This is a genomic window from Streptomyces sp. NBC_00080 (assembly GCF_045041255.1).
In the GTDB taxonomy this organism is placed as follows: Bacteria; Actinomycetota; Actinomycetes; order Streptomycetales; family Streptomycetaceae; genus Streptomyces; species Streptomyces coriariae.
Window position 1 is genome coordinate 1282542 of record NZ_CP108235.1, and the last position, 25050, is coordinate 1307591.

At 73.0% G+C, this 25050-nt stretch carries 26 protein-coding genes; 12 read left to right on the forward strand and 14 right to left on the reverse strand.

The features are described 5' to 3' along the window. Window positions 1–53 precede the first annotated feature (53 nt). Complete coding sequence (locus OHU34_RS05660; protein ID WP_142267420.1) at window positions 54–1010, reverse strand: GlxA family transcriptional regulator; 957 nt, start codon at window positions 1008–1010, stop codon at window positions 54–56. Between the two features lie 71 nt (window positions 1011–1081). On the opposite strand from OHU34_RS05660, the gene OHU34_RS05665 reads away from it, so the two are divergent. Beyond that, window positions 1082–2032 carry an NADP-dependent oxidoreductase gene (locus OHU34_RS05665; protein WP_037734603.1) on the forward strand — a complete coding sequence of 317 codons (951 nt, stop codon included), beginning with the start codon at window positions 1082–1084 and terminating at the stop codon, window positions 2030–2032. 7 nt (window positions 2033–2039) lie between these two features. Here the strand turns inward: OHU34_RS05665 and OHU34_RS05670 are convergent, their stop codons facing one another. Both OHU34_RS05670 and OHU34_RS05675 read right to left on the reverse strand, forming a co-directional pair. Then, on the reverse strand, window positions 2040–3146 hold the full coding sequence (locus tag OHU34_RS05670) for an NAD(P)-dependent alcohol dehydrogenase (RefSeq protein ID WP_405765126.1): 1107 nt from the start codon (window positions 3144–3146) through the stop codon (window positions 2040–2042). Between the two features lie 30 nt (window positions 3147–3176). Continuing rightward, on the reverse strand, window positions 3177–4631 hold the full coding sequence (locus OHU34_RS05675) for an aldehyde dehydrogenase (RefSeq protein ID WP_230193972.1): 1455 nt from the start codon (window positions 4629–4631) through the stop codon (window positions 3177–3179). A 104-nt stretch (window positions 4632–4735) separates the two neighbouring features. Between OHU34_RS05675 and OHU34_RS05680 the strand changes: the two genes are divergently transcribed. Continuing rightward, window positions 4736–5200: a MarR family winged helix-turn-helix transcriptional regulator gene (locus OHU34_RS05680; protein ID WP_142267417.1), complete on the forward strand. Its 465-nt coding sequence runs from the start codon at window positions 4736–4738 to the stop codon at window positions 5198–5200. A gap of 164 nt (window positions 5201–5364) precedes the next feature. Continuing rightward, on the forward strand, window positions 5365–5772 hold the full coding sequence (locus OHU34_RS05685; protein WP_082412745.1) for an anti-sigma factor antagonist: 408 nt from the start codon (window positions 5365–5367) through the stop codon (window positions 5770–5772). Window positions 5773–5826: 54 nt separating this feature from the next. Here the strand turns inward: OHU34_RS05685 and OHU34_RS05690 are convergent, their stop codons facing one another. Beyond that, the gene (locus tag OHU34_RS05690; protein WP_142267416.1) at window positions 5827–6777 is read right to left on the reverse strand and encodes a ribose-phosphate pyrophosphokinase; all 951 of its coding nucleotides are present in this window, start codon (window positions 6775–6777) and stop codon (window positions 5827–5829) included. A gap of 429 nt (window positions 6778–7206) precedes the next feature. Here OHU34_RS05690 and OHU34_RS05695 point away from each other — a divergent pair, with 429 nt between their 5' ends. Then, window positions 7207–7887 carry a DUF4230 domain-containing protein gene (locus tag OHU34_RS05695; RefSeq protein ID WP_020127661.1) on the forward strand — a complete coding sequence of 227 codons (681 nt, stop codon included), beginning with the start codon at window positions 7207–7209 and terminating at the stop codon, window positions 7885–7887. A gap of 604 nt (window positions 7888–8491) precedes the next feature. Then, window positions 8492–8968 carry a VanZ family protein gene (locus OHU34_RS05700; RefSeq protein WP_142268202.1) on the forward strand — a complete coding sequence of 159 codons (477 nt, stop codon included), beginning with the start codon at window positions 8492–8494 and terminating at the stop codon, window positions 8966–8968. 6 nt (window positions 8969–8974) lie between these two features. Here OHU34_RS05700 and OHU34_RS05705 read toward each other — a convergent pair whose 3' ends face one another. Next, window positions 8975–9211 carry a hypothetical protein gene (locus tag OHU34_RS05705; protein ID WP_028806480.1) on the reverse strand — a complete coding sequence of 79 codons (237 nt, stop codon included), beginning with the start codon at window positions 9209–9211 and terminating at the stop codon, window positions 8975–8977. 96 nt (window positions 9212–9307) lie between these two features. Here OHU34_RS05705 and OHU34_RS05710 point away from each other — a divergent pair, with 96 nt between their 5' ends. The 3 genes from OHU34_RS05710 to OHU34_RS05720 all read left to right on the forward strand — a co-directional run bounded on the left by OHU34_RS05710 (window position 9308) and on the right by OHU34_RS05720 (window position 12412). Beyond that, complete coding sequence (locus tag OHU34_RS05710) at window positions 9308–10348, forward strand: PHP domain-containing protein (RefSeq protein ID WP_142267415.1); 1041 nt, start codon at window positions 9308–9310, stop codon at window positions 10346–10348. Window positions 10349–10384: 36 nt separating this feature from the next. Continuing rightward, a complete protein-coding gene (locus OHU34_RS05715; protein WP_142267414.1) occupies window positions 10385–11041 on the forward strand; it encodes an HAD family hydrolase in 657 nt (218 codons plus the stop codon). A 408-nt stretch (window positions 11042–11449) separates the two neighbouring features. Further along, on the forward strand, window positions 11450–12412 hold the full coding sequence (locus tag OHU34_RS05720; RefSeq protein WP_230193975.1) for an SDR family NAD(P)-dependent oxidoreductase: 963 nt from the start codon (window positions 11450–11452) through the stop codon (window positions 12410–12412). 103 nt (window positions 12413–12515) lie between these two features. Here the strand turns inward: OHU34_RS05720 and OHU34_RS05725 are convergent, their stop codons facing one another. The 4 genes from OHU34_RS05725 to OHU34_RS05740 all read right to left on the reverse strand — a co-directional run bounded on the left by OHU34_RS05725 (window position 12516) and on the right by OHU34_RS05740 (window position 15822). Beyond that, complete coding sequence (locus OHU34_RS05725) at window positions 12516–12779, reverse strand: hypothetical protein (protein WP_142267412.1); 264 nt, start codon at window positions 12777–12779, stop codon at window positions 12516–12518. Window positions 12780–13039: 260 nt separating this feature from the next. Next, complete coding sequence (locus OHU34_RS05730; protein ID WP_405765134.1) at window positions 13040–14332, reverse strand: ROK family protein; 1293 nt, start codon at window positions 14330–14332, stop codon at window positions 13040–13042. A gap of 91 nt (window positions 14333–14423) precedes the next feature. Further along, window positions 14424–15386, reverse strand: a complete 963-nt coding sequence (locus OHU34_RS05735) for a phosphotransferase family protein (protein ID WP_405765137.1) — start codon at window positions 15384–15386, stop codon at window positions 14424–14426. Window positions 15387–15408: 22 nt separating this feature from the next. After that, window positions 15409–15822: a hypothetical protein gene (locus tag OHU34_RS05740; RefSeq protein ID WP_405765139.1), complete on the reverse strand. Its 414-nt coding sequence runs from the start codon at window positions 15820–15822 to the stop codon at window positions 15409–15411. A gap of 69 nt (window positions 15823–15891) precedes the next feature. Here OHU34_RS05740 and OHU34_RS05745 point away from each other — a divergent pair, with 69 nt between their 5' ends. Further along, window positions 15892–16491, forward strand: a complete 600-nt coding sequence (locus tag OHU34_RS05745) for an HD domain-containing protein (protein WP_142267409.1) — start codon at window positions 15892–15894, stop codon at window positions 16489–16491. A gap of 351 nt (window positions 16492–16842) precedes the next feature. On the opposite strand, the gene OHU34_RS05750 is transcribed toward OHU34_RS05745, so the two are convergent. After that, on the reverse strand, window positions 16843–17490 hold the full coding sequence (locus tag OHU34_RS05750) for a TIGR03086 family metal-binding protein (RefSeq protein ID WP_142267408.1): 648 nt from the start codon (window positions 17488–17490) through the stop codon (window positions 16843–16845). A gap of 182 nt (window positions 17491–17672) precedes the next feature. On the opposite strand from OHU34_RS05750, the gene OHU34_RS05755 reads away from it, so the two are divergent. Together OHU34_RS05755 and OHU34_RS05760 are read left to right on the forward strand one after the other, a co-directional pair. After that, on the forward strand, window positions 17673–18929 hold the full coding sequence (locus tag OHU34_RS05755) for an aromatic acid exporter family protein (RefSeq protein WP_142267407.1): 1257 nt from the start codon (window positions 17673–17675) through the stop codon (window positions 18927–18929). 222 nt (window positions 18930–19151) lie between these two features. Further along, window positions 19152–20336: a lactonase family protein gene (locus tag OHU34_RS05760; RefSeq protein WP_405772158.1), complete on the forward strand. Its 1185-nt coding sequence runs from the start codon at window positions 19152–19154 to the stop codon at window positions 20334–20336. On the opposite strand, the gene OHU34_RS05765 is transcribed toward OHU34_RS05760, so the two are convergent. Together OHU34_RS05765 and OHU34_RS05770 are read right to left on the reverse strand one after the other, a co-directional pair. Continuing rightward, window positions 20304–21029 (reverse strand): DUF2470 domain-containing protein, encoded by a 726-nt coding sequence (locus OHU34_RS05765; protein WP_142267406.1) that lies wholly within the window; start codon window positions 21027–21029, stop codon window positions 20304–20306. The genes OHU34_RS05760 and OHU34_RS05765 overlap by 33 nt on opposite strands. A 135-nt stretch (window positions 21030–21164) precedes the next feature. Beyond that, entirely contained in the window at window positions 21165–21779 is a 615-nt protein-coding gene (locus OHU34_RS05770; protein WP_405765143.1) for a TetR/AcrR family transcriptional regulator, read from the reverse strand. A gap of 107 nt (window positions 21780–21886) precedes the next feature. On the opposite strand from OHU34_RS05770, the gene OHU34_RS05775 reads away from it, so the two are divergent. Continuing rightward, window positions 21887–23470, forward strand: a complete 1584-nt coding sequence (locus OHU34_RS05775) for a cytochrome P450 (protein WP_142267404.1) — start codon at window positions 21887–21889, stop codon at window positions 23468–23470. Here OHU34_RS05775 and OHU34_RS05780 read toward each other — a convergent pair. Beyond that, the gene (locus OHU34_RS05780; protein WP_142267403.1) at window positions 23432–24262 is read right to left on the reverse strand and encodes a pentapeptide repeat-containing protein; all 831 of its coding nucleotides are present in this window, start codon (window positions 24260–24262) and stop codon (window positions 23432–23434) included. The two genes, OHU34_RS05775 and OHU34_RS05780, sit on opposite strands and share 39 nt — an antisense overlap. 41 nt (window positions 24263–24303) lie before the next feature. Beyond that, complete coding sequence (locus tag OHU34_RS05785) at window positions 24304–25047, reverse strand: PIG-L deacetylase family protein (protein WP_142267402.1); 744 nt, start codon at window positions 25045–25047, stop codon at window positions 24304–24306. Between the last annotated feature and the right edge of the window lie 3 nt (window positions 25048–25050).

Consider the following 25050-nt stretch of genomic DNA (forward strand, 5'->3'; position numbering starts at 1 on the left):
CCTCGGCCGCCCGTTCGCGCCCGCTCCTGTGACGCGGCAGCGATCCGGAACGTTCAGCGGGCCGTCTGGAACGTCCTGCGGTACGCCTGGGGGGAGACGCCGATGGCCGCGTGCAGGTGCTGGCGCAGTGAGGCGCCGGTGGCGAAGCCGACCCGGCCGGCGATCTGGTCGACGGAGAGGTCACTGGCCTCCAGCAGGTGCCGGGCGTGCACCACGCGCTGCTGGATCAGCCAGCGGCCGGGGCTGATGCCCACCTCGTCGTGGAAACGACGGGCGAAGGTGCGCGGGCTCATCCGGGCGTGGGCGGCGAGGTCGGCGAGGGCGAGGGGCTGGTCCAGGCGCCCCATGGCCCAGGCGCGGGTGGCCGCCGTGCTCGCTGCGCCGGTCTCGGGAACGGGCTGTTCGATGTACTGCGCCTGGCCGCCGTCGCGGAACGGCGGGACCACGCAGCGGCGGGCCACCTTGTTGGCGAGTTCGCTGCCGTGGTCCTTGCGGACGAGGTGCAGACAGACGTCGACCCCGGAGGCGGCGCCCGCCGAGGTCAGCACGCGGTCGTCGTCGACGAAGAGGACGTCCGGGTCGAGGTCGACCTGCGGGTACATCCGGCCGAACGCCTCGGCGACCTGCCAGTGGGTGGTGGCCCGGCGGCCGTCCAGGAGGCCGGCGGCGGCGAGGACGAAGGCGGCGGTGCAGATGGAGACGATGCGCGCCTCGGGACGGATCCGGGCGAGCGCCTCGGCGACGCCGTCCGGCAGTTCGGCGCTGACCCGGTCGGACGCCACCGGGGCGACGACGACCGTGTCGGCCGTGGCCAGCGCCTCGGGGCCGTGCTGCACGCCGACCGTGAAATCGGCGTTGGTCTGGACAGGACCACCGTCGACCGAGCAGGTCAGGATCTCGTAGTGGCCGTCGGCCGCGCCGAGGATCCGGCTGGGGATGCCGAGTTCGAAGGGGTAGACGCCGTCGAGGGCGAGGACGACCACCCGGTGCTTGCGTTGCTGTGCCTGCATGGCACGATCCTATCGAAGCTTGACAATCTTGCCATTTCCCGGTCGGGCGCGGCCCGGCAGGCTGGTCCACCATGAGCACTGTGAACACCATGCGCGTCATCGACCAGCACGTCCTCGGCGGTCCCGAGGTCCTGACGGAGAGGGAAGTGGAGCGGCCCGCGCCGCGTCCGAACGAGGTACTGGTCCGGGTGCGCGCCGCCGGCGTCAACCCGACCGACTGGAAGCACCGCGCGACGGGCGGGTTCCTGGGCGAGCCGCCCTTCGTCCTGGGCTGGGACCTCTCCGGGACCGTGGAGGCGGTCGGCATCGGCGTGGCGGCCTTCGCCCCCGGCGACGAGGTCTTCGGCATGCTGCCGTACCCCTACGGCCACGGCTCGCACGCCGAGTACGCCATCGCCCCGGTCCGCGCCCTCTGGCACAAGCCGGCCGGGATCGACCACGTCCAGGCGGCCGCGCTGCCGCTGGTCTCGCTGACCGCCTGGCAGGCGCTGGTCGAGAACGCCGGCCTCGAGGCCGGACAGCGGGTCCTGATCCACGCGGCCGCGGGCGGTGTGGGCCATGTCGCCGTGCAGATCGCCAAGGCGCGCGGCGCGTATGTGATCGGTACGGCCAGCGCGGGCAAGCACGACTTCCTGCGGGAGCTCGGCGTCGACGAGGTGATCGACTACCGGGAGAACGACGTCACCGAAGCCGTCAAGGACGTCGACGTGGTCCTGGACACGCTGGGCGGGGACACCTCCGTGCGGTCCCTGCGCGTGCTGCGGCCGGGCGGGACCGTGGTGTCGATCCTGCCGGTGGGGTCGAACGAGTTCTACGAGGAGGCGGAGCGGCTCGGCGTCCGGGCGGTGCGGATGCTCGTGGACGCCGACCGGGCCGGGATGCGGACGATCGCCGAACTGGTCGAGGCGGGGAAGCTGCGCGCCACGATCGCGGGGACGTTCGCGCTGGCCGATGCCGCCGAGGCACACACACTCGGCGACACCGGCCGGACCACCGGCAAGCTGGTCCTGACGGTCGACTGACGAGCCGTCAGAACAGCAGCACGGGCTTGATGGTCCTGCCCGCGGTCATGTCCCGCACCGCCTGGTCGATGTCCGCGAACGGATAGGTGCCGATCAGGCGGTCCAGCGGGAGCCGCCCTTCCTTGACCAGCTCGACCAGGGCCGGGATGAAGGACTGCGTCTCACTGTCGCCGAGGGTGAGCCCGACGACCCGCTTGCCGCCCAGCAGCCCGTTGACGTCGAGGGCGACCTCGCTGCCGAAGGGCGGTGCGCCCACGACGACGAGGGTGCCGCGGGCGGCGAGCGTGTCGACGCCCTGGCGCAGCACGGCCGTGCTGCCCGTGGTCTCCACGATGCCGTCGGCGCCCCGCCCGCCGGTGATCTCGGTGACCGCCTCGACCGGCGTGACCGCGCTCGCGTCGACGGTGTGCGTGGCGCCCAGCTCCTTGGCCAGTTGGAGGCGTTCGGCGACCCGGTCGACCGCGATGATCGTGGTGGCCGGGGTGAGGGCGGCCGCCATGACCGCCGACAGGCCGACGGCGCCCGCGCCGAGGACGACGATCGTGCTGCCGGTCGCCGGCTTCAGAACGTTCCAGACGGCGCCGACGCCGGTCTGGACCCCGCAGCCCAGCGGGGCGATCGACGCCAGGGGTACCCCGGGGTCGACCTTGACGAGGCTGCGCTCGTCGACCAGGGCCCGCTCGGCGAAGGAGGACTGGCCGAAGAAGTGGCCGCCGAGGGGCTCGCCGTCCCGGCTGATGGTGCTGGTGCCGTCGGCTCGGCGGCCGCCGATGAGGTTCAGCGGCAGCCAGGTGGCGCAGTAGGCGGGATGGCCACCGTGGCAGTTGCGGCAGTCGCCGCAGGAGGTGAAGGACAGCACGACATGGTCGCCGGGCGCCACCCCGGTGACGGCCGAGCCGACCGACTCCACGACGCCCGCACCCTCGTGGCCGAGGACTCCGGGCAGCGGGAAGGGCAGACCGCCGCTCGCCACGCCGAGGTCGGTGTGACAGAGTCCGGCCGCCACCAGACGGACGACCGCCTCGTGCGGGGCGGGGTCGTCGAGGACGACCTCGGACAGGGTGAAGGGGGCTCCGCCGGACTCGACGACGGCGGCGCGTGTGGTGATGGACATCGGTTGAACTCCCTCTGTTTCGCGGCGCGTTCAGTCGAGCGAGACGACGACGGACTTGACCTTGGTGTAGGCGCTGAGCGCCTCGGGGCCGTACTCCCGGCCGAACCCGGAGTCCTTGACGCCGCCGAAGGGGACGGCCGGGTCGAGCATCGCCCAGTCGTTCACCCAGACGATGCCGGCCTGGAGGCGGTCGGCGACGCGGTGCGCGCGGGCCAGGCTGCCGGTCTGGACGCCCGAAGCCAGGCCGTACGGCGTGGAGTTGGCCAGTGCGACGGCCTCGTCCTCGTCGTCGAAGGGCTGGACGGTGAGGACCGGGCCGAAGATCTCCTCCTGGACGACACGGGAGTCGTTCGCGAGGTCGGCGATCACGGTGGGCTTGTAGTAGTAGCCGCCGTCGAGGTCGAGCCGCTCGCCGCCGCAGACGATGCGGGCACCCTCCTTGCGGGCCAGTTCGACGTACTCCTCGACCTTGCGCAGGTGCTTCTCCCCGGCCATCGGGCCGACGACGGTCTCCACCTTCCGCGGGTCGCCGACCGGCACTCCGGGCACCGCCTCGGCGAGGATGTTCAGCAGGGTGCGGTAGACGGGGCGGGCCACCAGCAGCCGCGGGCCGCCCATGCAGAACTGCCCGGTGTTGAAGACGAAGCCCTTGATGACGGCGCCGACGGCCTTCTCCAGGTCGGCGTCCTCGAAGACGATGTGCGCGGCGTTGCCGCCGAGTTCCATGGTGACGGGCTTGAGGTTCTCGCCGGCGACGCTCGCGGCGTGCCGGCCGATCGCGGTGGAGCCGGTGAAGGCGATCTTGTCCACGCCGGGATGCCGCAGCAGCGCCTCACCGGCGACCGGACCGGCACCGGTGACGACGTTGACGACCCCGTCCGGGACGCCGGCCCGCTGGAACAGTCCCGCCATGTACAGGGCGCTGAGCGGGGTCTCGTCGGCGGGCTTGTGAACGACCGTGTTGCCGGCGGCCAGCGCCGGGGCGATCTTCGAACCGGCCAGGATCAACGGGAAGTTGAACGGGGTGATCGCGGCGACCACACCGAGCGGGCCGCGCCTGGTGTAGGCGAGGGCGTTCATCGGGGTGTCGCGGGTCGCGCCGTCCAGGGAGAAGGCGAGGGAGGCGAAGTACTCGTAGTCGTTGGCCGCGTTCGTGACGTCGACCGCGTGCGCCAGGGTGATCGGCTTGCCGACGTCCAGGCTCTCCAGCCGGGCGATCTCGCCGGCCTCCGCGCGGATCAGCTCCGCCACCCGGAGCAGGACGCGGCCGCGCTCCCGGCCACTCAGGCCGGACCACTGCCCGGCGTCGAAGGCCGCCCGCGCGGCCTTTACGGCGGCGTCGACATCGACGGCGCCCGCCTCCGCGACGGTGGTGACGACCGTGCCCCGGGACGGGTCGACCACCTCGGTCCGCGCTCCGTCCGCGGCCTCGCGCCACTGTCCCCCGATGAACAGTCGACCGGGGTCGATCTCGAAGGTGGTCATCACCACTCCTCAGCATCGTCGCCAAGATTTCAACAAACAGGATTCCTGTTGGTCCGCAGTCTCATTACAGACAGGTTTCCTGTCAATGGTCTACGCTCGGCACCATGGCCGGCACCCAGACAACCAAGGCAGCGTCCGCACCTCAGCCCCACCGGACACCCCCGTCCCTGCTCTACATGGTGAAGCAGGTGGAGCTGGTCGTGCGATCCCACCTGGACGAGCTGGTCAAGCCGTCGGGGATCACGGCCCTGCAGTACACGGCGCTCACCGTGCTGGAACGGCACGACGGCCTGTCCGCCGCCCAGCTGGCCCGGGACTCCTTCGTGACCGCCCAGTCCATCGCCGATCTGGTGCGCTCCCTGGAGACGCGCGGCCTCATCCGCCGCGAACGCAATCCGCGCAACCGGCGCGAGCTGCTGATCCTGCTCACCACGCAGGGGCGCGAGCTGCTCGACCGGCACGCCGGGCCGGTGCGGGAGCTGGAGGAGCGCATGGTGCGGGAGCTCACCGCACACCAGACGGAGCAGTTGCGCACAGCGCTCTCCAAGGCCTGGCACGCCCTGTCGTAGCGCTCGGCGCACCCCTTCGCTCACGGCGCGAAAAAACTCCGACAGAGTCGGTTGCATTTCGAAGACATATGTCAATCGAACATGCTGGAATTCACTCGATCGGGGGTAACTTGCTGGGGCGGGGAACTGCTGTCTGCTCCCCGGCCGTTGGAGGCTCCCGACCGGTGGAGCGGGTTGGAGGCGATGTCGTCGTGCTGGAGAAACCCGCAGCGGACACCCCGCATCTGCGCGTCCGCGAGGACCGGGGGTACACGGTGCTGGAGTTCCGCGGCGAGATCGACATCGTCGCGGCGACCGAGATCACCCCGCATCTCGACGACGCGACCGGCGGCCCGGCGCCCCGGATCGTGATCGACCTGAGCCGGATCGAGTTCTTCGACTGCTCCGGGCTGCGCCTGCTGTACCGGGCCCGCCGCCGCGTCCTCGACCACGGCGGGCATCTGCACCTCGTCTGCACCCATCGGCTCACCCTGCGGATCCTGCGGGCCACGGGGCTGTACCGGCTGCTGCCGCCCGCCACGACGCTGGACGCGGCCCTGGAACAGCCCGAGGCCACCTCCGGCACGTTATGACGGCGCTCGAAGCGCTCCTCCCGCTCCTGCAATCCCCCCGATCCCGGCCCCGGGCTACTGGCGCGCCGCGTCGAACAGGGCGCTGACGGACTCACCGTTGTGAATACGGCGCACCGCCTCCGCGAGGGCGGGCGCGATGGACAGGATCCGCAGCTTCTCGGTGTGCTCCTCGGCGGGCACCGGCACGGTGTTGGTGCACACGATCTCCAGCACGTCGCTCTGCTCGCTGAGCCGCTTGAGGGCACCGGCCGCGAACAGGCCGTGCGTGCACGCCACCCGTATCGACCTCGGTTCCAACTCCCTCAGCCGGTCCAGCAGTTCCAGGACCGTGCTGCCCTTGGCGATCTCGTCGTCGAGGACGATCACGTCCCGCCCGGCCACCTCGCCGATCACGGCGCTGATACTGACCCGGTCGTCGGCGTACCGCTGTTTGGCGCCGGCCGCCACCTGGGCGCCGATCATCCGCGCGAAGGCGGCGGCCTCCTTGGCGTTGCCGAGGTCGGGCGAGACCACGGTGGTGCGGGTGAGGTCGTAGCGACGGAAGTGGGCCGCCAGCTCCCGGTGGGCGTGCAGGTGGTCCACGGGCATCGAGAAGAAGCCGTGCACCTGGGGCGAGTGCAGGGTCATGGTGAGGACCCGGTGGACGCCCGCCGCCGCCATCAGGTCCGCGACCAGGCGTCCCCCCAGGGAGATGCGGGGCGCGTCCTTCTTGTCGGAGCGGGCGTAGGAGTAGTGCGGCATGACGACGGTGATCCGGCCCGCCGACGCCCCACGGGCCGCGTCGCACATCAGCAGCAGCTCGACGAGGTGCTCCTGCACGGGCCGGACCAGGGGCTGGACCAGGAAGACGTCCCGTTCCCGGCAGTTCGCCTGGAGCTGGACCTCCAGGCAGTCGTTGGCGAACCTGCTGAGTCGGGTGGGGCTCAGGGGCACGCCGAGGTGGGCACAGACCTCGGCGGCCAGCTCGGGGTGGGCACTGCCGCTGAACACGGAGATGTCTCGCACGATCGGCTCCTCGCTGATCATGTCCGGCTGGGGCGGGAGCTCTCATGCTACGGACCGGGTCCGTTTTGCCCACCCTCAGGAGTGCGTGGGAGTCCCGTCCGGTCACTCGACGTCACTCGCGGCCCCTCGGCCCCCGGGGAAACGGGTCGTCGCCTGCCGCGGAGCCCCGCACCGCTCCGCGCGGCCAACCGGGTGGAACCGCCGGAACCGCGCCGGTCGCGGCGGCGCACGTCGTCGGCCCGGGGGCCGGGCCGACGGGGCGGGGCCCTCCCCCGGCGTCCCGGGGTGACCTCGCGGCACGTACGGGCACGCACCGGCACGCTCACCTGAGGGGCAGGCCATCCGTGCCCTCACTGTCACAGGTTGTCAACAGCGCGGTCTGACAGGGGATTTGACGGGCATCCGGACAGGAGGAAGGAGGGCCGTCGCATGACGACTGACACCAAGCCCGAGAAGCCCACCACACGCCTCCCCCGGCGCATGCCCGGCTGGGCCAAGGTGCTCACCGCCGTCGTGGTCGTACTCGTCGTGATGTTCGCCGGGATCCGGCTGAGCCTGCTGCCGGGACTGCGCGACTTCTTCGGCACCGAGACCCACGACCGCTCGGGCCCCGCCCTGCTGGAATCCATCCAGGACATGAGCCGCTACGACGCCGCCTCCGGGAACTTCCAGGTCGTCGTCGACCTGGAGAAGGACGCCAAATATCTCCCCGACGCGATCCGCGGCACCCGCACCCTGTACGTCGGGGCGGGCACCGTGGACGCCTACGTCGACCTCGGCAAGGTCGGCGACAAGGACGTGACGGTCGACGACGACCGCACCTCGGCCACGCTCCGGCTGCCCCACGCCCTGCTCGGCACACCGGCGCTCGACCCCGACCGCTCCTACGCGGTCTCCAAGCAGCGCGGGCTGTTCGACCGTCTCGGTGACCTCTTCTCGGACAACCCGAGCGGTGAGCAGGCCGTGCAGAAGCTGGCCGTCAAGCACATCGGCGAGGCGGCGAAGGAGAGCGAGCTGATCGCGCGCGCCGAGACCAACACCACCGACATGCTCCAGGGGCTGCTGCGCTCCCTCGGCTTCACGGAGGTGAAGGTGACGTACCACGCCTGACCGGCCACCCGCGGTGCCCGTCCCGGCGCGTCAGCCGCCGACCACGCCCGGCAGAGCCGGCGCGCGGCCCAGCGGGGCACCGGTCCAGGTCCAGTGTGACGGAGGGGAGGGCGCCTCCCGAACCGGTCTCGTTCACGGCGTTCGCCACGACGTGGGCGGGACCGGGGCCGGGCGTGATGCCCGGCCCCGGTCTCGGGCGCGCGTACAGCGGCCGATGCTCATGGGCATCGCGTGGACGCTGAGCGAGCCGGCCACCCCGAAGTCGACGCCGACCACGGCGAGGCGGAACCGCATCCCTCGGCCGTTCGCGGGTAATCGCCATATCACGCAGGGAAGTTGCCAACTGGAGGACCGAATGGCCCGTGCAGCTCTACGTCCGCTTGCCGTGTTCCGCCCACGCGCCACCAGGACGGAGGAGCCCGCCCCGCCGAAGAACGGGGCCGGGAAGTCGGCTCCGAAGCGCGGTTTCCCCTTCTGGACGCGCTCGAAATCCGGCTCGAAGTCGGTTCCGAAGGCCGGCCCCAAGCCCAGCTCGAAGTCAGGCTCGAAGCCCGGTTCGAAGGCGGGCTCGTCGAAGAAGGCGGCACGCGCCGAGCGTCGGCCGTTGCCGCTCCCGCTCCGGCTGCTGGCGATGCTGTTCGCCTTCGCGTTCATGGTGGCGTTCGCCGTCGTGCTCGCCCGGCTGACCCTGGAGCCGTCACCCGCCTCCGCCGCACTGGTGCACTCCAACCTGCGTCCGGGCGACTCCCTGCGTGCCTACCTCGACCAGCCCGAGCTCCGCGACGCGGTGAAGCAGATCGGCGGGAACATACTGCTCGGCGTGCCCTTCGGCGTCCTGGTGCCGGTGGTCGCGCCTCGGGCACGCGGGCTGCTGCGGGTGCTGCTGCTGACCGCGACCGTCATGCTGATGGTGGAGTTCGCCCAGGGCGCGGTGGTGAACGGCCGCGCCTTCGACATCGACGACGTCATCCTCAACACCACGGGCGCCCTGATCGGTTACCTGCTCGTGGGCCGCCGGATGAGCCGTGCCGTGCACGCACGGGAACGGCACCTGCGTCGGGGCGCCCGAGAGGGGGCCTGACCGCCGTCAGCGCGGCGTCCAGGTGTACCGGTCCCCGCCCACCCATCGCACGACGTCGGGGTCGTCGAGGTCGTGAACCGTGATTCCGTAGGCGGCGGCGATCTCGAGGACGTCGGTCACGTCCCTCGCCTCGCCGACCACCTCGGAGTCGATTTCCACGATGCGGAACGGCGACAGGCCCGGCTGGACCCCGAGCACCATGATCCGCGGCTGGGAGATACGGAGGCTCGCGATTTCGGTCATGACATAGAGGATAAAACGGAACCAGGTCATGCGAATCATCCGATTTCCTGGTGCGCGCGGCGCGCGGGTGGGGAACTCTGGAGCCAGGAGGTGGCGATGGATCCCGTCGAAGCTCTGGACCGGATCGCCTTCCTGCTGGAACGGTCCCTGGCGCCGACCTATCGCGTGAAGGCCTTCCGCACGGCGGCCCGGGTCCTGTCGCGGCTCCCTGCGGAGGAGGTCCGCGAGCGGGCCGGGGCCGGGACCCTGGAGTCGCTGAAGGGCGTGGGTCCGAAGACCGCCCAGGTGGCACGCGAGGCGCTCGCCGGGGAGACGCCGTCCTATCTGCGCGCGCTGGAGGACGAGGCGGGCAAGCCGCTCACGGACGGCGCCGGCGAACGACTGCGGGAGCTGCTGCGCGGGGACTGCCATCTGCACTCCGACTGGTCGGACGGCGGCAGCCCCGTCGACGAGATGGGCCGGGCCGCGGCCGCGCTCGGCCACGAGTGGGCCGTGCTGACCGACCACTCACCCCGGCTGACGGTGGCCCGCGGGCTCTCGCCCGAGCGGCTGCGCCGGCAGTTGGAGGTGGTCGAGGAGCTCAACGCCACCTGGGCGCCGTTCCGGCTGCTGACCGGTATCGAGTGCGACATCCTCGACGACGGGTCGCTGGACCAGGAGCCGGAGCTGCTGGAGCGGCTCGACGTCGTGGTCGTGTCCGTGCACTCCAAGCTGCGCATGGAGTCCCGCGCGATGACGCGTCGCATGGTGAACGCCGTGCGCGACCCGCACGCCGACATCCTCGGCCACTGCACCGGGCGGCTGGTGACCGGGCGGGGACGGCCGGAGTCGGAGTTCGACGCGCACGCGGTGTTCGCCGCGTGCGCGGAGTCCGGTACGGCCGTCGAGATCAACAGCCGGCCCGAGCGGCTCGACCCGCCACGCCGGCTGCTGCGCCGGGCCGTGGGGGCGGGCGTGCTGTTCTCGGTCGACACCGACGCGCACGCGCCCGGCCAGCTGGACTGGCAGATCCTGGGCTGTGCGCGGGCCGAGGAGTGCGAGGTGCCGGAAGAGCGCATCGTGAACGCCTGGCCGCTGGAGGACCTGCTGGCCTGGACGCGGGAGGGGCGGGTACCGGCGGGCGTGACGGGTGCCTGAGGTGGTACCCGGGGGGCTCGAGAGAAAGGACCCGTGATGACACGCGCCGCCGTGTTCGACGTCGACGGCACCCTGGTCGACACCAACCACCTGCACGTCACCACCTGGTGGGAGGCCTTCCGGCAGGCGGGCCACCGGGTCCCGATGCACGCGGTGCACCGGGCGGTCGGGCTGGGCTCCGACGATCTCATCGCCCACCTGCTCGGCGACGACCGGGACCAGGACGAGGACGCCGGGATCAGTGCCGCCCACAAGGCCCTCTACGGACAGTACTTCGACCGGCTGCCGGCGCTGCGGGACGCCGGTCCGCTGCTGCGCAGGCTGCACGACGACGGCTGGACGGTCGTCCTCGCCACCTCCGCGAGCGGGGCCGAACTGTCCGCTCTGCGGCGCGCCATCGACGCCGACGAGGTCATCGCCGCGACGGCGAGCGCGGACGACGTCGAGGAGGGCAAGCCGGCTCCGGAACCCGTGCAACACGCGCTGGAGCTGGCCGGGGCGCCCGCCGGAACGGCGGTGTTCGTCGGGGACACCGTGTGGGACATGCGGGCCGGCCGCCGGGCCGGGGTGCGCTGCGTGGGCGTCCTGTGCGGCGGCATCCCCCGCGCCGACCTGCTGGAGGCGGGCGCGGAGGCGGTGTACGCCGATCCCGCTGAGCTCCTGGCATCCCTGAAGGACAGCCCGCTGGCCTGAGGGACGGTGATCCGCGCGGGCTCCCCGGGGCGGGTGACGCGCATCACCGCGCGTGGCCCCGGACCCGGGAACACCCATAGGAAGTTCTCCGTTGAACCATTCGTGGGTGTGGATGGGACAGTGTCCCCGGGCCTCACCTTTTGCCCGCAGGGACGATCGTTCGGCTGAAGCCCTGTGGAGCCTTTCGCCGACAGGCGACCGCTGTCTGCACCCACACGCAGACCGCCCCGACCGTGATTCCCCCGTCCGGTCGGGGCTTTCCTCTGTCCACACGGACCGGACCCCCGCGGCTCCGCCGCCCGCGCATCCGAGCGCCCGAGTTCGAGTGTTCGACGTCGAGGCTCGACGTCGAGGGCTCGTCCTCGGGCGCTTGACTTCGAGTGCACTTCAATCCGTAGCGTTCCGGACATGAGCGACACCGCACAGCACAAGATCGGCTCGGGCTTCGGCGCCACGAGCACCGCCGACGACGTCCTGCGGGGCATCGACCTGACCGGGCAGCTGGCCGTCGTCACCGGCGGATACTCCGGCCTCGGGCTGGAGAGCACGCGCGCGCTGGCCAAGGCCGGCGCCCGGGTCGTCGTGCCCGCGCGCCGCCCGGACACCGCCCGCGAGAACCTCGCCGGCCTCGCCGGGGTCGAGACGGACACCCTCGACCTCGGCGACCTGGAGAGCGTGCGCGCCTTCGCCGACCGGTTCCTCGCGTCCGGCCGGACCATCGACCTCGTCATCGACAGCGCCGGGATCATGGCCTGCCCGGAGACCCGTGTGGGCCCCGGCTGGGAGGCCCAGTTCGCCACGAACCACCTCGGCCACTTCGCCCTCGTCAACCGGCTCTGGCCGGCGATCGAGCCCGGCGGCGCCCGGATCGTCTCGGTGTCCTCTCGCGGCCACCACTTCTCGGGGATGCGCTGGGACGACGTCCACTGGCGCGACGGTTACGACAAGTGGGAGGCCTACGGGCAGGCCAAGACCGCGAACGTGCTGTTCGCCGGCCACCTCGACCGGCTGGCCCGGGACCGGGGCGTCCGCGCGTTCTCCCTCCACCCCGGTGGCATCATCACACCGCTCCAGCGGCATCTGCCGAAGCAGGAGATGGTGGACCGCGGCTGGATCGACGAGGACGGCAACGTGCTCGACGTCGAGGGCTTCAAGACCCCGGAGCAGGGCGCGGCCACCCAGGTGTGGGCGGCCACCTCGCCGCAGCTGGCCGATAGGGGCGGCGTCTACCTGGAGGACTGCGACATCGCCGAGCCCGCCCCTGCGGACGGCGAGCGGGTCGGCGTCAAGGACTGGGCGACGGACCCCGAGCAGGCGGCCCGGCTGTGGGAGCTGTCGGCGCGGCTGACCGGTGTGAACGCGTTCGCGTAGCGGGACACCGGGTCAGCCGCACGGCGGCCGGTCAGCGCGACGGGCCCGGAGGTGTCGTGGGTGTCGTGGACGACGAGCACGGCTCCACATCCCTGCCGGCTCCTCAGTCGGCCGGCTCTTCGGGCACGGGCCGGTCGGTCTGACCGCTGCCCGCGCGGGGCGCGTCCTGCCGGCCGGTACCCGCCTCGTCGGTGTCGGGAACGTCGGAGGCGTCCTCCCCGGACCCGTCGGACTGCCCGGGCGGGGCGGGCGGCTCGGGGTCGCCGATGTCCCAGGGGTCCTCTCCCCCGTCGGCCTGCTGGTCCGGCGGGTCGCGCGGTATCGGCGTGCCGTTCTCGCCGGGGCCTTCGGGGCGCTGTGCGGCCACGACGTCCTCCCTTCACCGTCGCGCCGCGCCGGGCGCGGGCGACTTTCCCGGGCGGCGATCGTCCGGGCGAGGAGGCGAGTACCTCCACGGTGATCAGCGAAACGTGGCGGCGCGGCCGGGTGCACGGAGGCGGGGGCGGACGTCCGGCCCACCGGTCGAGGCGGTGGCGACACGGCCTCGACGCGAGGCGCGGCCACCGCCGGCCGCCACGAACCGGCGCGGGACGGCCGGCGCCGACGCAAGGCCCGGTCGGCACGAGCTCATCGTGGGGCGCGTTCCTCCAGGACCGTGCGCCAGGCGGGGGCCGGACCGGCGGGGGCGGGTTCGGGGCGTCGGCCGCCCCGGGCGAAGAAGTCGGCGAGCGGGAGGATCGCCGCGCCTACGGTGACCGCGTCGGGGCCGAGCCGCCCGAGCTCCACGGTGACCTTCTGCGCGGGATGACGCAGCGCGTACGCGGTCGCGTGGCGGCGTACGGCGGGCAGGAAGCGGGCGCCGAGCTGGAGTCCGGCCCAGCCGCCGATGAGGATGCGCTCGGGCTGGAAGAGGTTGATCAGGTCGGAGAGACCGGCGCCGAGGTACTCGGCCGTCTCCTCCAGCACCTCGAGCGCCACGGGGTCGGGTGCCTCCGCGCTCCCGAGGGGGTAGGCGGCGCTGAGCATCGCGGTCAGCGCGCTCTCCTCGTCCGCGCCCTCCGGCGGCCGGCCCCCCTGTTCCCGCCAGCGTTCCAGCAGCGCCTCGGCGCCCGCGTACGCCTCCAGACAGCCGAGGGCGCCGCACCGGCAGCGGCGGCCCCGCACCCGTACGGTCAGATGCCCCCACTCGACGGCCCGGCCGTGCTCCACCTCGGGCGTGACGAGACAGGCGCCGACACCCGAGCCGAAGAGGACGACGACCGCGTTGTGCGCACCGCGTCCGCCGCCGAACCACATCTCGGCCTGGCCGAGGGTCTTGGCTCCGTTGTCGATGAAGTACGGCACGCTCTCGGGGAGGAGGGCGCCCTCGCGCAGCAGCGCCTCCAGCGGGACGGCGTCCCAGCCGATCGTCTGGCCGTGCACGACGGCGCCCCGCTCCGGGGTGTGCTCGATGATGCCCGGGACGCCGATGCCGACCCCGAGCAGTTGCTCCGGACCGATGCCGGCGGCGCTCAGCACCTCGGCGACGCCGTCCCGGATGTGCCCGACGATCCCGTCGACCTCGTACCGCCGCTGCTCCAACGGCCTTTCCACCCGCGCGAGTTCGGTGAGGGTGAGGTCGAACAGCTCGATCCGCACCCGGGTCTCGCCGACGTCCACGCCGATCATGTGCCCGCTGGCGGGGACGACGCGCAGCAGGATGCGCGGGCGGCCGCCGTCGGAGTCGACGCTGCCGGCCTCCTCGACCAGTCCGTCGGCGACCAGGTCGGCGACGACATTGCTCACCGAGCCGGAGCTCAGGCCGGTGGTCGGGCCGAGTTCGAAGCGGCTGAGGGGCCCGTCGAAGTAGAGCCGTTGCAGCACAGCCGTACGGTTGGCCCGCCTCAGGTCGCGTACCGTGCGCCCGTTCCGCCCCGTCATGTCGCTCCCCTTCGCCCCCTGCCCGACCTGCAACATACCCCTGTGGGCGGCCTCACGCGACATTCCTCCAACCCTTAGTTCACGATGTGAGCTAAGAGACGCCCGCGGACTCGATCTCGTCCAGTGCCGCGAGGAGCTCCGGCGCGACCGTCTCGCGCAGCCAGTGGTCGTGATCCGTGCCGTACGCCCGCGGGACCGTCTCGATGAGCATGATCAGGTAGAGGTAGGCGCGGTACAGGGCGAGCCGCAGCCGCTCGGACCTGTCGAACACGGCGTGCCCTCCGGCCCCGCGATACCCCTCCAGGAACGGCTCGTCCTTCCGGATGTCCCCGAGCAGGGCCGCCGAGACGAAGTCCGCGAGGGGATCGCCCCAGAACATGCGCTCGCCGTCGATGAGGCCCCCGATCCGGGGTGTCGCGCCGACCCGGTCGACCAGGATGTTGCCCGGCCACAGGTCGAAGTGGACGAGACGGGCGACGGTCACCTCGTCCAGGGCGTCGTACGCGGCCCGCGCGGCGGCGGCCACCTCGTCGGCGGGACGGGGCAGCCAGGCGCCGTAGCTGCGGGCGTCGGCGAGGAGGGCGTCGAACATCCCCGTGAACGCCGTGCGCCAGTCGGGGGCGAGCGGGCCGAAGGCGCCGGAAGGGTAGCCGAAGCCCGGCCCGGTCACCCGGTGCAGCCGGGCCATCCGGCTCCCCAACTCCCTGCGCAGATCCGCCCGTTCGGTGGGACCGAGTGATTCACTCCAGGGGTCGCCCGGGCACACCGTCATCAGCAGCCACTGCCCGTCGAGGGCCACCACCCGTGGCGCGGGCACATCGGCCAGGGCCGCCCCGCGGCAGAACTCCGCCTCCGCGGACAGCAGTCCGGTCTCGTGGCTCAGGCCCGGTGCCGTGGGCGCCACCTTCAGTACGTAGTGGCCGCCGTCCGTCAGACGGAGCTCCTCGACGGTGTTGTACGTGCCGCCGCCGAGCGGCCCCACATGGGCCAGCCGGTCGGGCGGGATGCCCGCCGTCGCCAGGACGCTCAGGGCACGCTCCCAGGAATCCGCCACCCCGCCCGCTCCTTCCTCCCGGTCACCCGGCCGCGCAGACGTCCTCCACCTGACGGCCGTCCGCGATCAGCCCGTCGAGCCACGCCCCGGCGGCCGTGTCACCGGCGCCGGGCGTGCGGTCCCGGTACAGCGTACGGAACGCCCCCGGACGCCCCGGCGCCATCCGTGAACCGCCGCCGCACACGTACGCGCGGGCACCGGCGGCCGGCAGCGGCCACACCGCGTCGGACTCGGCGGCGATGCGGTGCTGGACGAACGTCTCCCCGTTCTCCGGAGCCGCGCCGAGGGCCGGGCGCGGCGAGACCGCTCCGGCGCCCTCGGCGGCGCGCGGCTCCGCCCGCGTGCAGGCAACGGCGACAACTGCCCTTCGTCGGACGGACGTACGGCACTCCGGCCTGGTCCACCCGGTGGCCGGGGCCGTGCCGCCGGACTGCATGTTCGTGCAGCGGAAAAGGCACGTGCGGAGTTGCCCGAGGTGCCTTGCGACGGTTATTAGGCTGGGCCGATGACCTTCACCCCGACCGTGCGGTCCATCGCCCTGGACGAGACCTCGGACCCTGCGCTGCGCCCGCTGCCGGGGGAGGTGGCGGCGCTCCTGGACGAGGTCGGTTCGCCGCCCCGGCTGGTCGCTCATCTGCGGGCCGTCCACGACGTCGCGGGCCGGCTCGTCGAATGGGTCGGACGGCACTGCCCGGCGCTGGCCGTGGACCGGGAGGCGGTGCTGTTCGGCGCGGCCACGCACGACATAGGCAAGACGCTGCACCCCGACGAGCTGTCCGGCCCCGGCGCCCGGCACGAGGCGGCCGGACGGGAGCTGCTGCTGGCCCACGGGGTGCGCCCCGGGGCGGCGCGGTTCGCCGGGACGCACGCCTCCTGGGGGACGCCGGGCGTGACCGTGGAGGATCTGCTGGTGAGCCTGGCCGACAAGGTGTGGAAGAACAAGCGGGTGGCCGACCTGGAGGACCTGGTGGTGGCCGAGCTGTCGCGAGCGGGCGGGCGGCCGGTGTGGCAGGAGTTCCTGGACCTCGACGAGTTCCTCACCGCGCTCGGTGAGGGCGCGGACCAGCGGCTGGCCTGGCAGGCGGCGCATCCCGTCCATGGGTGAGCGGGCCGGGCGGGACGCCGTGGTGTGACGCAACCGCGCGCTGCTGCTCTTCGACCGGGTGCGATGCCGCTCGCGTGGGCGATGTGTACGGCGCCGTGCTGCACGCCGGTCGAGGCGCGGATCCTCGCGCTGCTCGCGGGCGGCGCCACGACGGCCCCGCCGCCCGCGAGGCCGGTCCCGCCCGGGACGGCGTGACCCATCACCTGCGGCGCCTGTCCACGCGCCGGGGCGCGGCCAACCGTGGGGAAGGTCGCCCGCGCCCGTGCGCGGGGAGTTCCGACGGCAGGGGCGTGGCCGCCCTCGCCGGCCGGCGAGGCGTCGGCGGGACCGCCCGCCGCCGACGCGGTCCCGTCAGTTCGCGCGCGGGGACCAGCGGGGGTCGCGGCCGAGGAAGGCCAGCAGCGTCGCCGACCGGTCGTGGCCGTCCGGGGTCTCGCGCGCCGGAGCGAAGACCTGGTACGAGTCGCGCAGGTGGTCCACGAGGTGTTCCGCCGCCGGCCCGATCCCTTCGGCCGTCCCGGCCGGCAGGGGGCGGTCCTGGCCGGTGGCCACGGCGATGTCCCAGGCGTGCACGGCCGCGTCCATCGCGGCGGCGCCGATGGCGAGGGGCAGCGGCAGCGGGCCCAGCGGCGTCGGCACCTGCCCGGTGTCCGCGGGCAGACCGGCGTACGCCCCGGCCACCGCGTCCAGCACCTTCGCCAGCTCGGCCGCCGGATCGCCGTCGAGCGCGTCGGCCGGGTGGAAGGGGTCGCTGTCGGGCCGCCCTCCGGTGAGTGCGAGGCCGTAGCCCTGCTGGTCGATGCGGGCGTGGTTGAGCACCTGGCGTACCGTCCACGCCTCGCACGGGGTCGCAGCTCCCCACTGCTCGTCGCCGACCGCCGCGACCACCTCCCGCAGGTAGGCGTGCGCCCTGGTGAGGAGCTCGATGTCCGACGCGCCCGCCCCGTCGGCCCGGTCGGCCGTGGCCGCTTCCCGCGACCCGGCTGCCTTGTCCGCCATGGAGCTTCCCCCTCCGTCGTGCGTATCCGGTTGCCATCCCCGGCTGATGAGATCAATCTAGGCTCACTTGCGGACAGTGACGGTCCTCAATGCGGCCGATCGAGGCAGCCGGTCGCCCCTCGCGTGCCGCGAGGTGGTGAAGAAACGTTCGAGGCCGTGAGGGAAGGGGAACTGGACTGTCGATGCAAGAAGAAGTACGTGAGCGAGCGGCACCGCTCGTGCGATTGGTACAGCGCCACCGGGAACCCGTCGTCGTCCAGGCAGTGCGGTCCGCCACCGCGGCGACGATCGCCTATGTCATCGCGCTGCGCCTGAGCCCCGAGGCGCTGCCCCTCACCGCGCCGCTGACCGCGCTGCTCGTCGTCCAGGTCACCCTGTACGCGACGCTCACCAACGGCATCCGCCGGGTGAACGCCGTCGTCGCCGGCGTGCTCGTGGCCATCGCCTTCAGCCTCCTGGTGGGTCTGACCTGGTGGAGTCTCGCGCTGCTGATCGTGTCCTCGCTGGCGGTGGGGCATCTGGTGCGGGTCGACGAGTACGTCCCCGAAGTGGCGATCAGCGCCATGCTGGTGCTGGGCGTGACCACCGTCGGGGACACGGCGTGGGCGCGCGTGGTGGAGACGCTGATCGGCGCGTTCGTCGGGCTCGGCTGCAATCTGCTGCTGCCGCCTCCGGTGTGGGTGGAGGAGGCGGGCGAGTCGATCGAGGGGCTGGCCCGCCGGCTGCGCCAGCTGATGCTGCGCATCGGCGAGGAGGCCTCCGGCCGTACCCCGGTGGAGCAGGCGGCCGCCCGGCTGCACGAGGCGCGCCGCCTGGACCACGACATCGTCCAGGTGGACGCGGCCCTGCGGCAGGCCGAGGACAGCCTGCGGTTCAATCCACGCGTGCGTGAGGGGCTGCTGCACCGGGTGGTGCTGCGCACCGGTCTGGACACGCTGGAGATCTGCACGGTCGTCCTGCGGGTGCTCGCCCGGACCCTCACCGATCTCGCCAAGGAGCGCGAGCCGCAGCCGCTGTTCCCGGACGGGACCGGCGAGGTCGTGGAGCGGCTGCTGTCCGAGGTCGCCGACGCGGTGGTCAGTTTCGCGGTGCTGGTGACGACGAGCGTCAGCCTCAACGCGGACGCCGCCGAGGAGCGGCTCACCGCCGAGCTGCGGCAGGCTGCGGCCACCCGCGACAAGCTCGCCCAGCTGCTGCTGGAGCAGCTCCAGCACGACGCGCGCCAGTGGCAGCTGCACGGCGCGGTGCTGACCGAGGCCACCCGCATCATCGACGAGCTCGACACCGAGCACCGCTCCCGCCGCCTCCTGGAGGAGCTGGACCGCAACAGCCGTGAGCAGCGTGAGCGGATGCCCCGGCTGAACCGGCTGCGCGAGCGCCTGGGCGTGCAGGACCAGCTGTGGCGGAGCCGTACGGGGTTCGGCCGGCGTTCTTCCTGAGTCGGCCCCGCCTCGCCGTTCGCGCCGGCCGTCCGCCGCGCCGAAGGGTCCGCTTTTGCGTTCGACGGCCCGGCCGGGTCAAGGTGGCTGTCACGGCGGAGGCGTACGACGACCTGAGGTGCGGGCATGGGCAGTGGGACGGAAGCGGCGCGCCGGGGTTCCCCCGGCGCCGGGCCAGGCCGAGAGCTCGGCGGAGGCCGGAGCAGGCGCGGCTTCGTCGGGATGCTCGGCGGCGCGGCCGCCGCGTCGGCCCTCGCCGGGTGCGGCAGTGGCGGCGACGGTGGCCCGGCGAAGAGCCAGGACTCACCGCAGGCCGCACCGCCGGGGCAGCCGCCGGCGTCGGCGTCCGCCGCCCCGGATCCCTCGCGGAGTTCCGCCGGCCCCCGCCCGCTCTACCTGGGCACCTACACCTCGGCCGAGGGCGGCGGGAAGGGCATCGGCATCGCCTCGTACGACCCCGCCTCGGGGCGGATCACCGGACGGGGCACGATCACGGGTGTCCCGGACCCGTCGTATCTCGCGGTGCACCCGGACGGCGGAACGCTGTACGCGGTGAACGAACGTGAGCGGGGCGCGGTGACCGCCGTGCGGCTGTCCGACGGGAAGGTGCTGGGCGGCCGGCCTACGGGCGGGGCGCACACCTGCCACCTGTCGGTCCATCCGGGCGGGCGGTGGCTGCTGAGCGCGGACTACGGCTCGGGCAGCGTGGCCGTGCACCCGATCGCCGCCTCGGGGGCGATCGGCGAGCGCACCGACCGGGTGAAGCACAGCCGTCCGGCACCCCGGTCGGGCCAACAGGGGCCGCACGCACACCAGTTCATCACGGCTCCGGACGGCGGCCACGTCCTCGCCGTCGACTTCGGCACGGACACGGTGTACAGCTACCGCCTGGACGAGCAGGCCGGGACGCTCACGGAGGTCGCGCAGGCACACACCCGGGCGGGCGCCGGTCCACGGCACCTCACGTTCCATCCCGGCGGCCGGTACGCCTATCTCGCCGACGAGGCGGACGACTCGGTCGCGGTCTGCGCGTACGAGCCGTCGAGCGGCCGGCTGACGATCGGGAGGCCGCAGTCCACGGGCGCGAAGGCGGACACCAACTATCCGGCGCAGCTGGTGGTCACGCCGGACGGCGGGTACGCCTTCCTCGCCAACCGCGGCGACAACACGCTCGCCCGTTACGCGGTGGAGGCGGACGGGGCCCGGCTGCGGCTGCTCGGCACGGTGCCGGTGGAAGGCGACTTCCCCCGGCAGATCGCCCTCTCCCCCGACGGCGGCCTGCTGTTCGCCGCCAACCAGCGCTCCGGCACGGTCAGCGTCTTCCGGGTGGACGGCACCGACGGTGGACTACGGCTCGCGGGCGAGCCGTTCGCATCACCCGTCGCCGTCTGTGCGCTGCCGCTGTAGGGCTCGGGGGCAGGCGGCGGCCGCCGCCTGGGTGAGCAGGACGTGCATGCGCTCGGTGAGCCGGCCGACGTCGTCGGCGGGCGCGTGGAAGGGCAGGCGTACGTCGCCGTGGGCGCGGGCGCGCTCGATGCGCAGCGTCAGTCCGTGCCGGTCGACGGCGAGCGGCTGGACCCGGACGGCGCCGTGCAGGCAGTCCCGCCGGACGAGCCGGGTGAGGCGCTCCACGGCGTCGGGGTGGGCGTCGGCGAGATGCGTGAGCAGGTGCGCCTCGGCGGTGGCGAGCGGGTCGGGCTCGGCGTCGGCGAACTCCTCGAGGTCGACGACGACCGCACCGGTGGGCTCTTTCAGTACGGCACGGGTGGCGTGGAAGGCGAGGTGGCCGTCCTCGGGGGTGAACCAGCCGGCCAGCCAGAGCCGAGCGCGGATACGGTCGCGGACCGGGACGGGCGCCACGTCCGCGAACTCCAGCACGGCGGACGGCTCGCCGCGGGGCGCGCAGATCGCGGCCGTCAGCAGAGCGCTGTCCTCGGGCACGTGCAGGATCACCCTGCCGTCCTCGTCGACGGTGTGCGCACCGACGAACTCCTCGCGCCCGCCGTCCGCGGTCACCGCACAGGACCATGAGGCCGCGAGTACCGAACGGGCCCGCTCGGCAGCGGCAGGCACGGCCGCCCAGCTTTGGCTGTCACCCATCCCAAATCCTCCTTAGGTAAGCCTTGCCTAACCTATCGGAGATCCGGGGGTTCGCCAACCATGACCGCACCTTGTTCGACCGGGACACCGGCCGCCCGACCTCGGCAACGAAGGCTCAGACCCGCCGGCAGGTGATCACGCCGGGCCTGCGATGACCCCCAGCAGCGCCCGCGCGCACAACTCCCCCACCTGCCCCCGTGACAGGTCCGACCCCCGCAGCCACTCCAGGCAGACCGCCGTCGTGAACGCCAGCCAGCCGCGCACCGCCAGTCGTACGTCGGGGCGCTCCTCGAAGACCGGCCCGAACTCCGGGTCGGCACCGAGCGCCGCCAGGATCTGCCGCTCCTGTGCCGCGAGCGCCTGCCGGTAGACCCGGCGCACGGCCTGGTCACCGGAGGCGTCGGCGCGGTGGAAGGCCCGGTAGCCGTGGGCGTGGGCCGCCACGTACGCCAGGTAGGTGTCGAGGCCGGACGCCAGCTGTTCGCGCACCGGGACACCGGGAACCGCCGCCGTCATGCGCAGCATCCGCCGGCTCTCGCGCTCCACGACCGCCGCGAAGAAGTCCCGCTTGGTGGGGAAGTAGTGGTACAGCAGCCCCCGGGAGACCCCGGCGATCTCGGCGACCTGCTCGATCCACACGTCGTCGTACGGGCTCTCGGAGAACAGCCGCGCGCCGACCGACAGGAGCTGCTCCCTGCGCTCCTCGGTGCTGAGTCGGCGCCGGGTGCGCTCCCCCTGGTTCGCGGCCATCCCCGCACCTTACTTGACGCCGGTTCAACAGCGGCAGCAGACTGAGCCCGCTATTGAACCCACGTACAACATGCTCAACCTGCCGCTGCATCAAGGGAGATCGCGTCATGGCGGAGACGACGGGGACGACGGGTGGACCGGCCACGACAGGGACGACGGGGCCCGCGGCGGGGGACGTCCTGCCGAAGGGGTTCCGCAGCGCGGAGCTCGGCTGGCCCGAACTGGAGCGCATACCGCATCCGCCGCGCCGGCTCCCCCTGCTCGGCGATGTGCTGGGCGCGAGCCGGCGCACGCCCCTCCAGGACTCCCTGCGGTACGCCGGGCAGCTGGGGCCGATCTTCCGCCGCAAGGCGTTCAACCGGGAGTTCGTGTTCGTCTGGGGCGCCGGCCTGGCCGCGGACATGGCCGACGAGACGCGGTTCGCCAAGCATGTGGGGCTGGGCATCGCCAATCTGCGGCCCGTCGTCGGGGACGCCCTGTTCACGGCGTACAACCACGAACCCAACTGGCAGCTGGCCCACGACGTCCTGGCTCCGGGGTTCAGCCGGGAGGCGATGGCGGCCTACCACCCGATGATGCTGGACGTGGCGGAGCGGCTCACCGGCCACTGGGACCGCGAGCTGGCCGCGGGCCGGGCGGTGGACGTACCCGGCGACATGACCAAACTGACCCTGGAGACGATCGCCCGCACCGGCTTCGGGCACGACTTCGCGTCCTTCGAGCGCGCCCGGCCGCACCCCTTCGTGACGGCGATGGTGGGCACCCTCACCTACGCGCAGCGCCTCAACACCGTGCCCTCCCCGGCCCTGCTGCGCCGGGCCACGCGCCGCAACGAGGCCGACATCGCCTACCTGAACCGCACGGTCGACGAGCTGGTGCGGGCGCGCCGCGACGGCGGTGGCGGGGACGGCGACCTGCTCGACCGGATGCTCGACACCGCCCACCCGGAGACGGGCGAACGGCTGTCGGCGCAGAACGTGCGCCGTCAGGTCGTCACCTTCCTGGTCGCCGGCCACGAGACCACCTCGGGCGCGCTCTCCTTCGCCCTGCACTATCTGTCCCGCCACCCCGAGATCGCGGCCCGCGCCCGCGCCGAGGTGGACCGGGTGTGGGGGGACGCCGCCGTGCCGGGGTACGAGCAGGTCGCGAAGCTGCGATACGTCCGCCGGGTCCTCGACGAGGCGCTACGGCTGTGGCCGACGGCGCCCGCGTTCGCGCGCGAGGCCCGGGCGGACACCGTGCTGGGCGGGGAGCACCCGATGCGGCGGGGCGGCTGGGCGCTGATCCTGACGGCCATGCTGCACCGGGACCCCGAGGCCTGGGGGCCGGACGCCGACCGGTTCGACCCGGACCGCTTCGACGCGGCGGCCGTACGCGCGCGTGCCCCGCACACCTTCAAGCCCTTCGGCACCGGGGCGCGGGCCTGCATCGGACGGCAGTTCGCGCTGCACGAGGCCACACTGGTGCTCGGGCTGCTGCTGCGCCGCTACGAGCTGCGGCCCGACCCGGCATACCGGCTGCGGGTCACGGAGCGGCTGACGCTGATGCCGGACGGGCTGCGGATGTACCTGGACCGACGCACTCCGACACCGGCACCGACGCCGAGGCCGTCCGGCGGGACGGTCGGCGAGGCGCGCGCGGCGACGGCGTCCTCAGAGCCCCGCTGTCCAGTGCACGGGGCGGGTGACTGACGCCGGCAGCCTGGTGCCCGTGCTCCCCCGGGCCGCGTTCAGCTGCGGCTGGGTCAGGAAGAAGGCGTCGGTCAGGTCGGCGTCGGCGAGGCCGGTGTCGCGCAGGTCCGCGCCGATCAGATCCGCTCCGCGCAGATCCGCGCCGGTGAGATCGGCGGCGATCAGACAGGCACCGCGCAGGTTCGCGCCCCGCAGGTCGGCGCCCCGCAGACGGGCACCCATCAGGTCGGCGCCCCGGCGCTCCTTCTTGCGCCCGCGGATACCCGCCCGGGCCAGTTCACTGGTCTTCAGCAGCAGCACGTTGACGTCCTGACGGTGCGCCGGGACGTCGAGGGCGAGCAGCTTCTTCGGGGACAGCCGGGTGAGTTCCTCGGTCTTCGCCAGGGTCCGGCGCAGCTCGCCGTGGATCGGGCGGGCGGCGGGCAGACCGAGCGCCTCGGTGAGGTACCAGAGGAGTTCGTGGAGCTGCCGGACGACCGGGAACACCTCGGACATCCGGCGGGCGTCCTCGGGCGCGGCCGTACGCCGGTCCCGGCCGCCGAAGGTGAGCTGCGAGACCTTCTGCCCGGCGCCGAAGCAGTCATAGACCGTACAGCCGGTGAAGCCGCTCTGCCGCAGTCGCGCGTGGATCCCGCAGCGATGGTCCTCGCCGAGGTTGGGGCAGTCCCTGCCCGCGGGCTTGTCGATCGCGAAGTCCGCGGAGCGGGCGAAGGGCAGGGCCACGCAGCACAGGCCGAAACAGTTCTCGCAGTCGCCGCGCAGTCCGCTCCGGTCCACCGTCTTGTCTTGCATGCCGTCCAGCCTACGCATGCGATACGGGCCGACCTGCCCGGTTACCGGCCGAACAGCTCGAACGCCACCGCCGGGCGGCCGCCGAACCGTTCGCCCACCGACTTCGCCACCCCGGTCAGGAAGCCCCGTACATAGCTCTCCGGCTCCTCGTCGGTCAGCGCCTCGATATAGGCGCGGTGTTCGAGCAGCGAGCCCACCGCCCGCTCGAGTCCCGCCGACGCGTCCACGGCGTGGGTGGGCGTCGCGGAGCCGGCCACCGCGACCCAGCGCACGCCGTTCCAGGGCTCCAGGCCCTGTTCGAGAAGCTCCGGGAAGATCCAGCGGTTCCCCGCGTCACCGGCCGCGTCCAGGGTGGCGCGGCCGACCGCGACATGGTCGGGGGTGTTCCAGGCGGCCCCGCCCCAGGTGTCACGGTGATTCAGGGTGATCACCAGTTCGGGGCGGTGCCGGCGGATCGCGGCGGCGATGTCGCGGCGCAGGGCGGGACCGTACTCGACGACGCCGTCCCGGTGGTCCAGGAACTCGACCGTCGACACACCCACCACGGCGGCACTGGCCCGCTGCTCCCGCTCGCGCAGCGGACCGCACTCGGCGGGCGCGAGGGTGTCGATGCCCGCCTCGCCCCGCGTCGCCAGCACATAGGCGACCTCGCGGCCGGCGTCGGTCCAGGCGGCGACCGCCGCGGAGCACCCGTACTCCAGATCGTCCGGGTGCGCCACCACGGCGAGGGCCCGCCGCCAGTCCTCGGGCATGGGCTGGAGCTGGGTGATCGTCGGCTCGGTCATGCC

What these genes read in the sequence shown, in the direction of transcription:
- OHU34_RS05780 (WP_142267403.1), bottom strand. Translation starts at nt 24,262, where the DNA reads ATGCAAGACAAGACGGTGGACCGGAGCGGACTGCGCGGCGACTGCGAG.
- OHU34_RS05765 (WP_142267406.1), bottom strand. Translation starts at nt 21,029, where the DNA reads ATGGGTGACAGCCAAAGCTGGGCGGCCGTGCCTGCCGCTGCCGAGCGG.
- OHU34_RS05695 (WP_020127661.1), top strand. Translation starts at nt 7,207, where the DNA reads ATGACGACTGACACCAAGCCCGAGAAGCCCACCACACGCCTCCCCCGG.
- OHU34_RS05785 (WP_142267402.1), bottom strand. Translation starts at nt 25,047, where the DNA reads ATGACCGAGCCGACGATCACCCAGCTCCAGCCCATGCCCGAGGACTGG.
- OHU34_RS05720 (WP_230193975.1), top strand. Translation starts at nt 11,450, where the DNA reads ATGAGCGACACCGCACAGCACAAGATCGGCTCGGGCTTCGGCGCCACG.
- OHU34_RS05730 (WP_405765134.1), bottom strand. Translation starts at nt 14,332, where the DNA reads ATGACGGGGCGGAACGGGCGCACGGTACGCGACCTGAGGCGGGCCAAC.
- OHU34_RS05755 (WP_142267407.1), top strand. Translation starts at nt 17,673, where the DNA reads ATGCAAGAAGAAGTACGTGAGCGAGCGGCACCGCTCGTGCGATTGGTA.
- OHU34_RS05715 (WP_142267414.1), top strand. Translation starts at nt 10,385, where the DNA reads ATGACACGCGCCGCCGTGTTCGACGTCGACGGCACCCTGGTCGACACC.
- OHU34_RS05770 (WP_405765143.1), bottom strand. Translation starts at nt 21,779, where the DNA reads ATGGCCGCGAACCAGGGGGAGCGCACCCGGCGCCGACTCAGCACCGAG.
- OHU34_RS05740 (WP_405765139.1), bottom strand. Translation starts at nt 15,822, where the DNA reads ATGCAGTCCGGCGGCACGGCCCCGGCCACCGGGTGGACCAGGCCGGAG.
- OHU34_RS05705 (WP_028806480.1), bottom strand. Translation starts at nt 9,211, where the DNA reads ATGACCGAAATCGCGAGCCTCCGTATCTCCCAGCCGCGGATCATGGTG.
- OHU34_RS05665 (WP_037734603.1), top strand. Translation starts at nt 1,082, where the DNA reads ATGAGCACTGTGAACACCATGCGCGTCATCGACCAGCACGTCCTCGGC.
- OHU34_RS05670 (WP_405765126.1), bottom strand. Translation starts at nt 3,146, where the DNA reads ATGTCCATCACCACACGCGCCGCCGTCGTCGAGTCCGGCGGAGCCCCC.
- OHU34_RS05710 (WP_142267415.1), top strand. Translation starts at nt 9,308, where the DNA reads ATGGATCCCGTCGAAGCTCTGGACCGGATCGCCTTCCTGCTGGAACGG.
- OHU34_RS05745 (WP_142267409.1), top strand. Translation starts at nt 15,892, where the DNA reads ATGACCTTCACCCCGACCGTGCGGTCCATCGCCCTGGACGAGACCTCG.
- OHU34_RS05680 (WP_142267417.1), top strand. Translation starts at nt 4,736, where the DNA reads ATGGCCGGCACCCAGACAACCAAGGCAGCGTCCGCACCTCAGCCCCAC.
- OHU34_RS05750 (WP_142267408.1), bottom strand. Translation starts at nt 17,490, where the DNA reads ATGGCGGACAAGGCAGCCGGGTCGCGGGAAGCGGCCACGGCCGACCGG.
- OHU34_RS05775 (WP_142267404.1), top strand. Translation starts at nt 21,887, where the DNA reads ATGGCGGAGACGACGGGGACGACGGGTGGACCGGCCACGACAGGGACG.
- OHU34_RS05675 (WP_230193972.1), bottom strand. Translation starts at nt 4,631, where the DNA reads ATGACCACCTTCGAGATCGACCCCGGTCGACTGTTCATCGGGGGACAG.
- OHU34_RS05660 (WP_142267420.1), bottom strand. Translation starts at nt 1,010, where the DNA reads ATGCAGGCACAGCAACGCAAGCACCGGGTGGTCGTCCTCGCCCTCGAC.
- OHU34_RS05760 (WP_405772158.1), top strand. Translation starts at nt 19,152, where the DNA reads ATGCTCGGCGGCGCGGCCGCCGCGTCGGCCCTCGCCGGGTGCGGCAGT.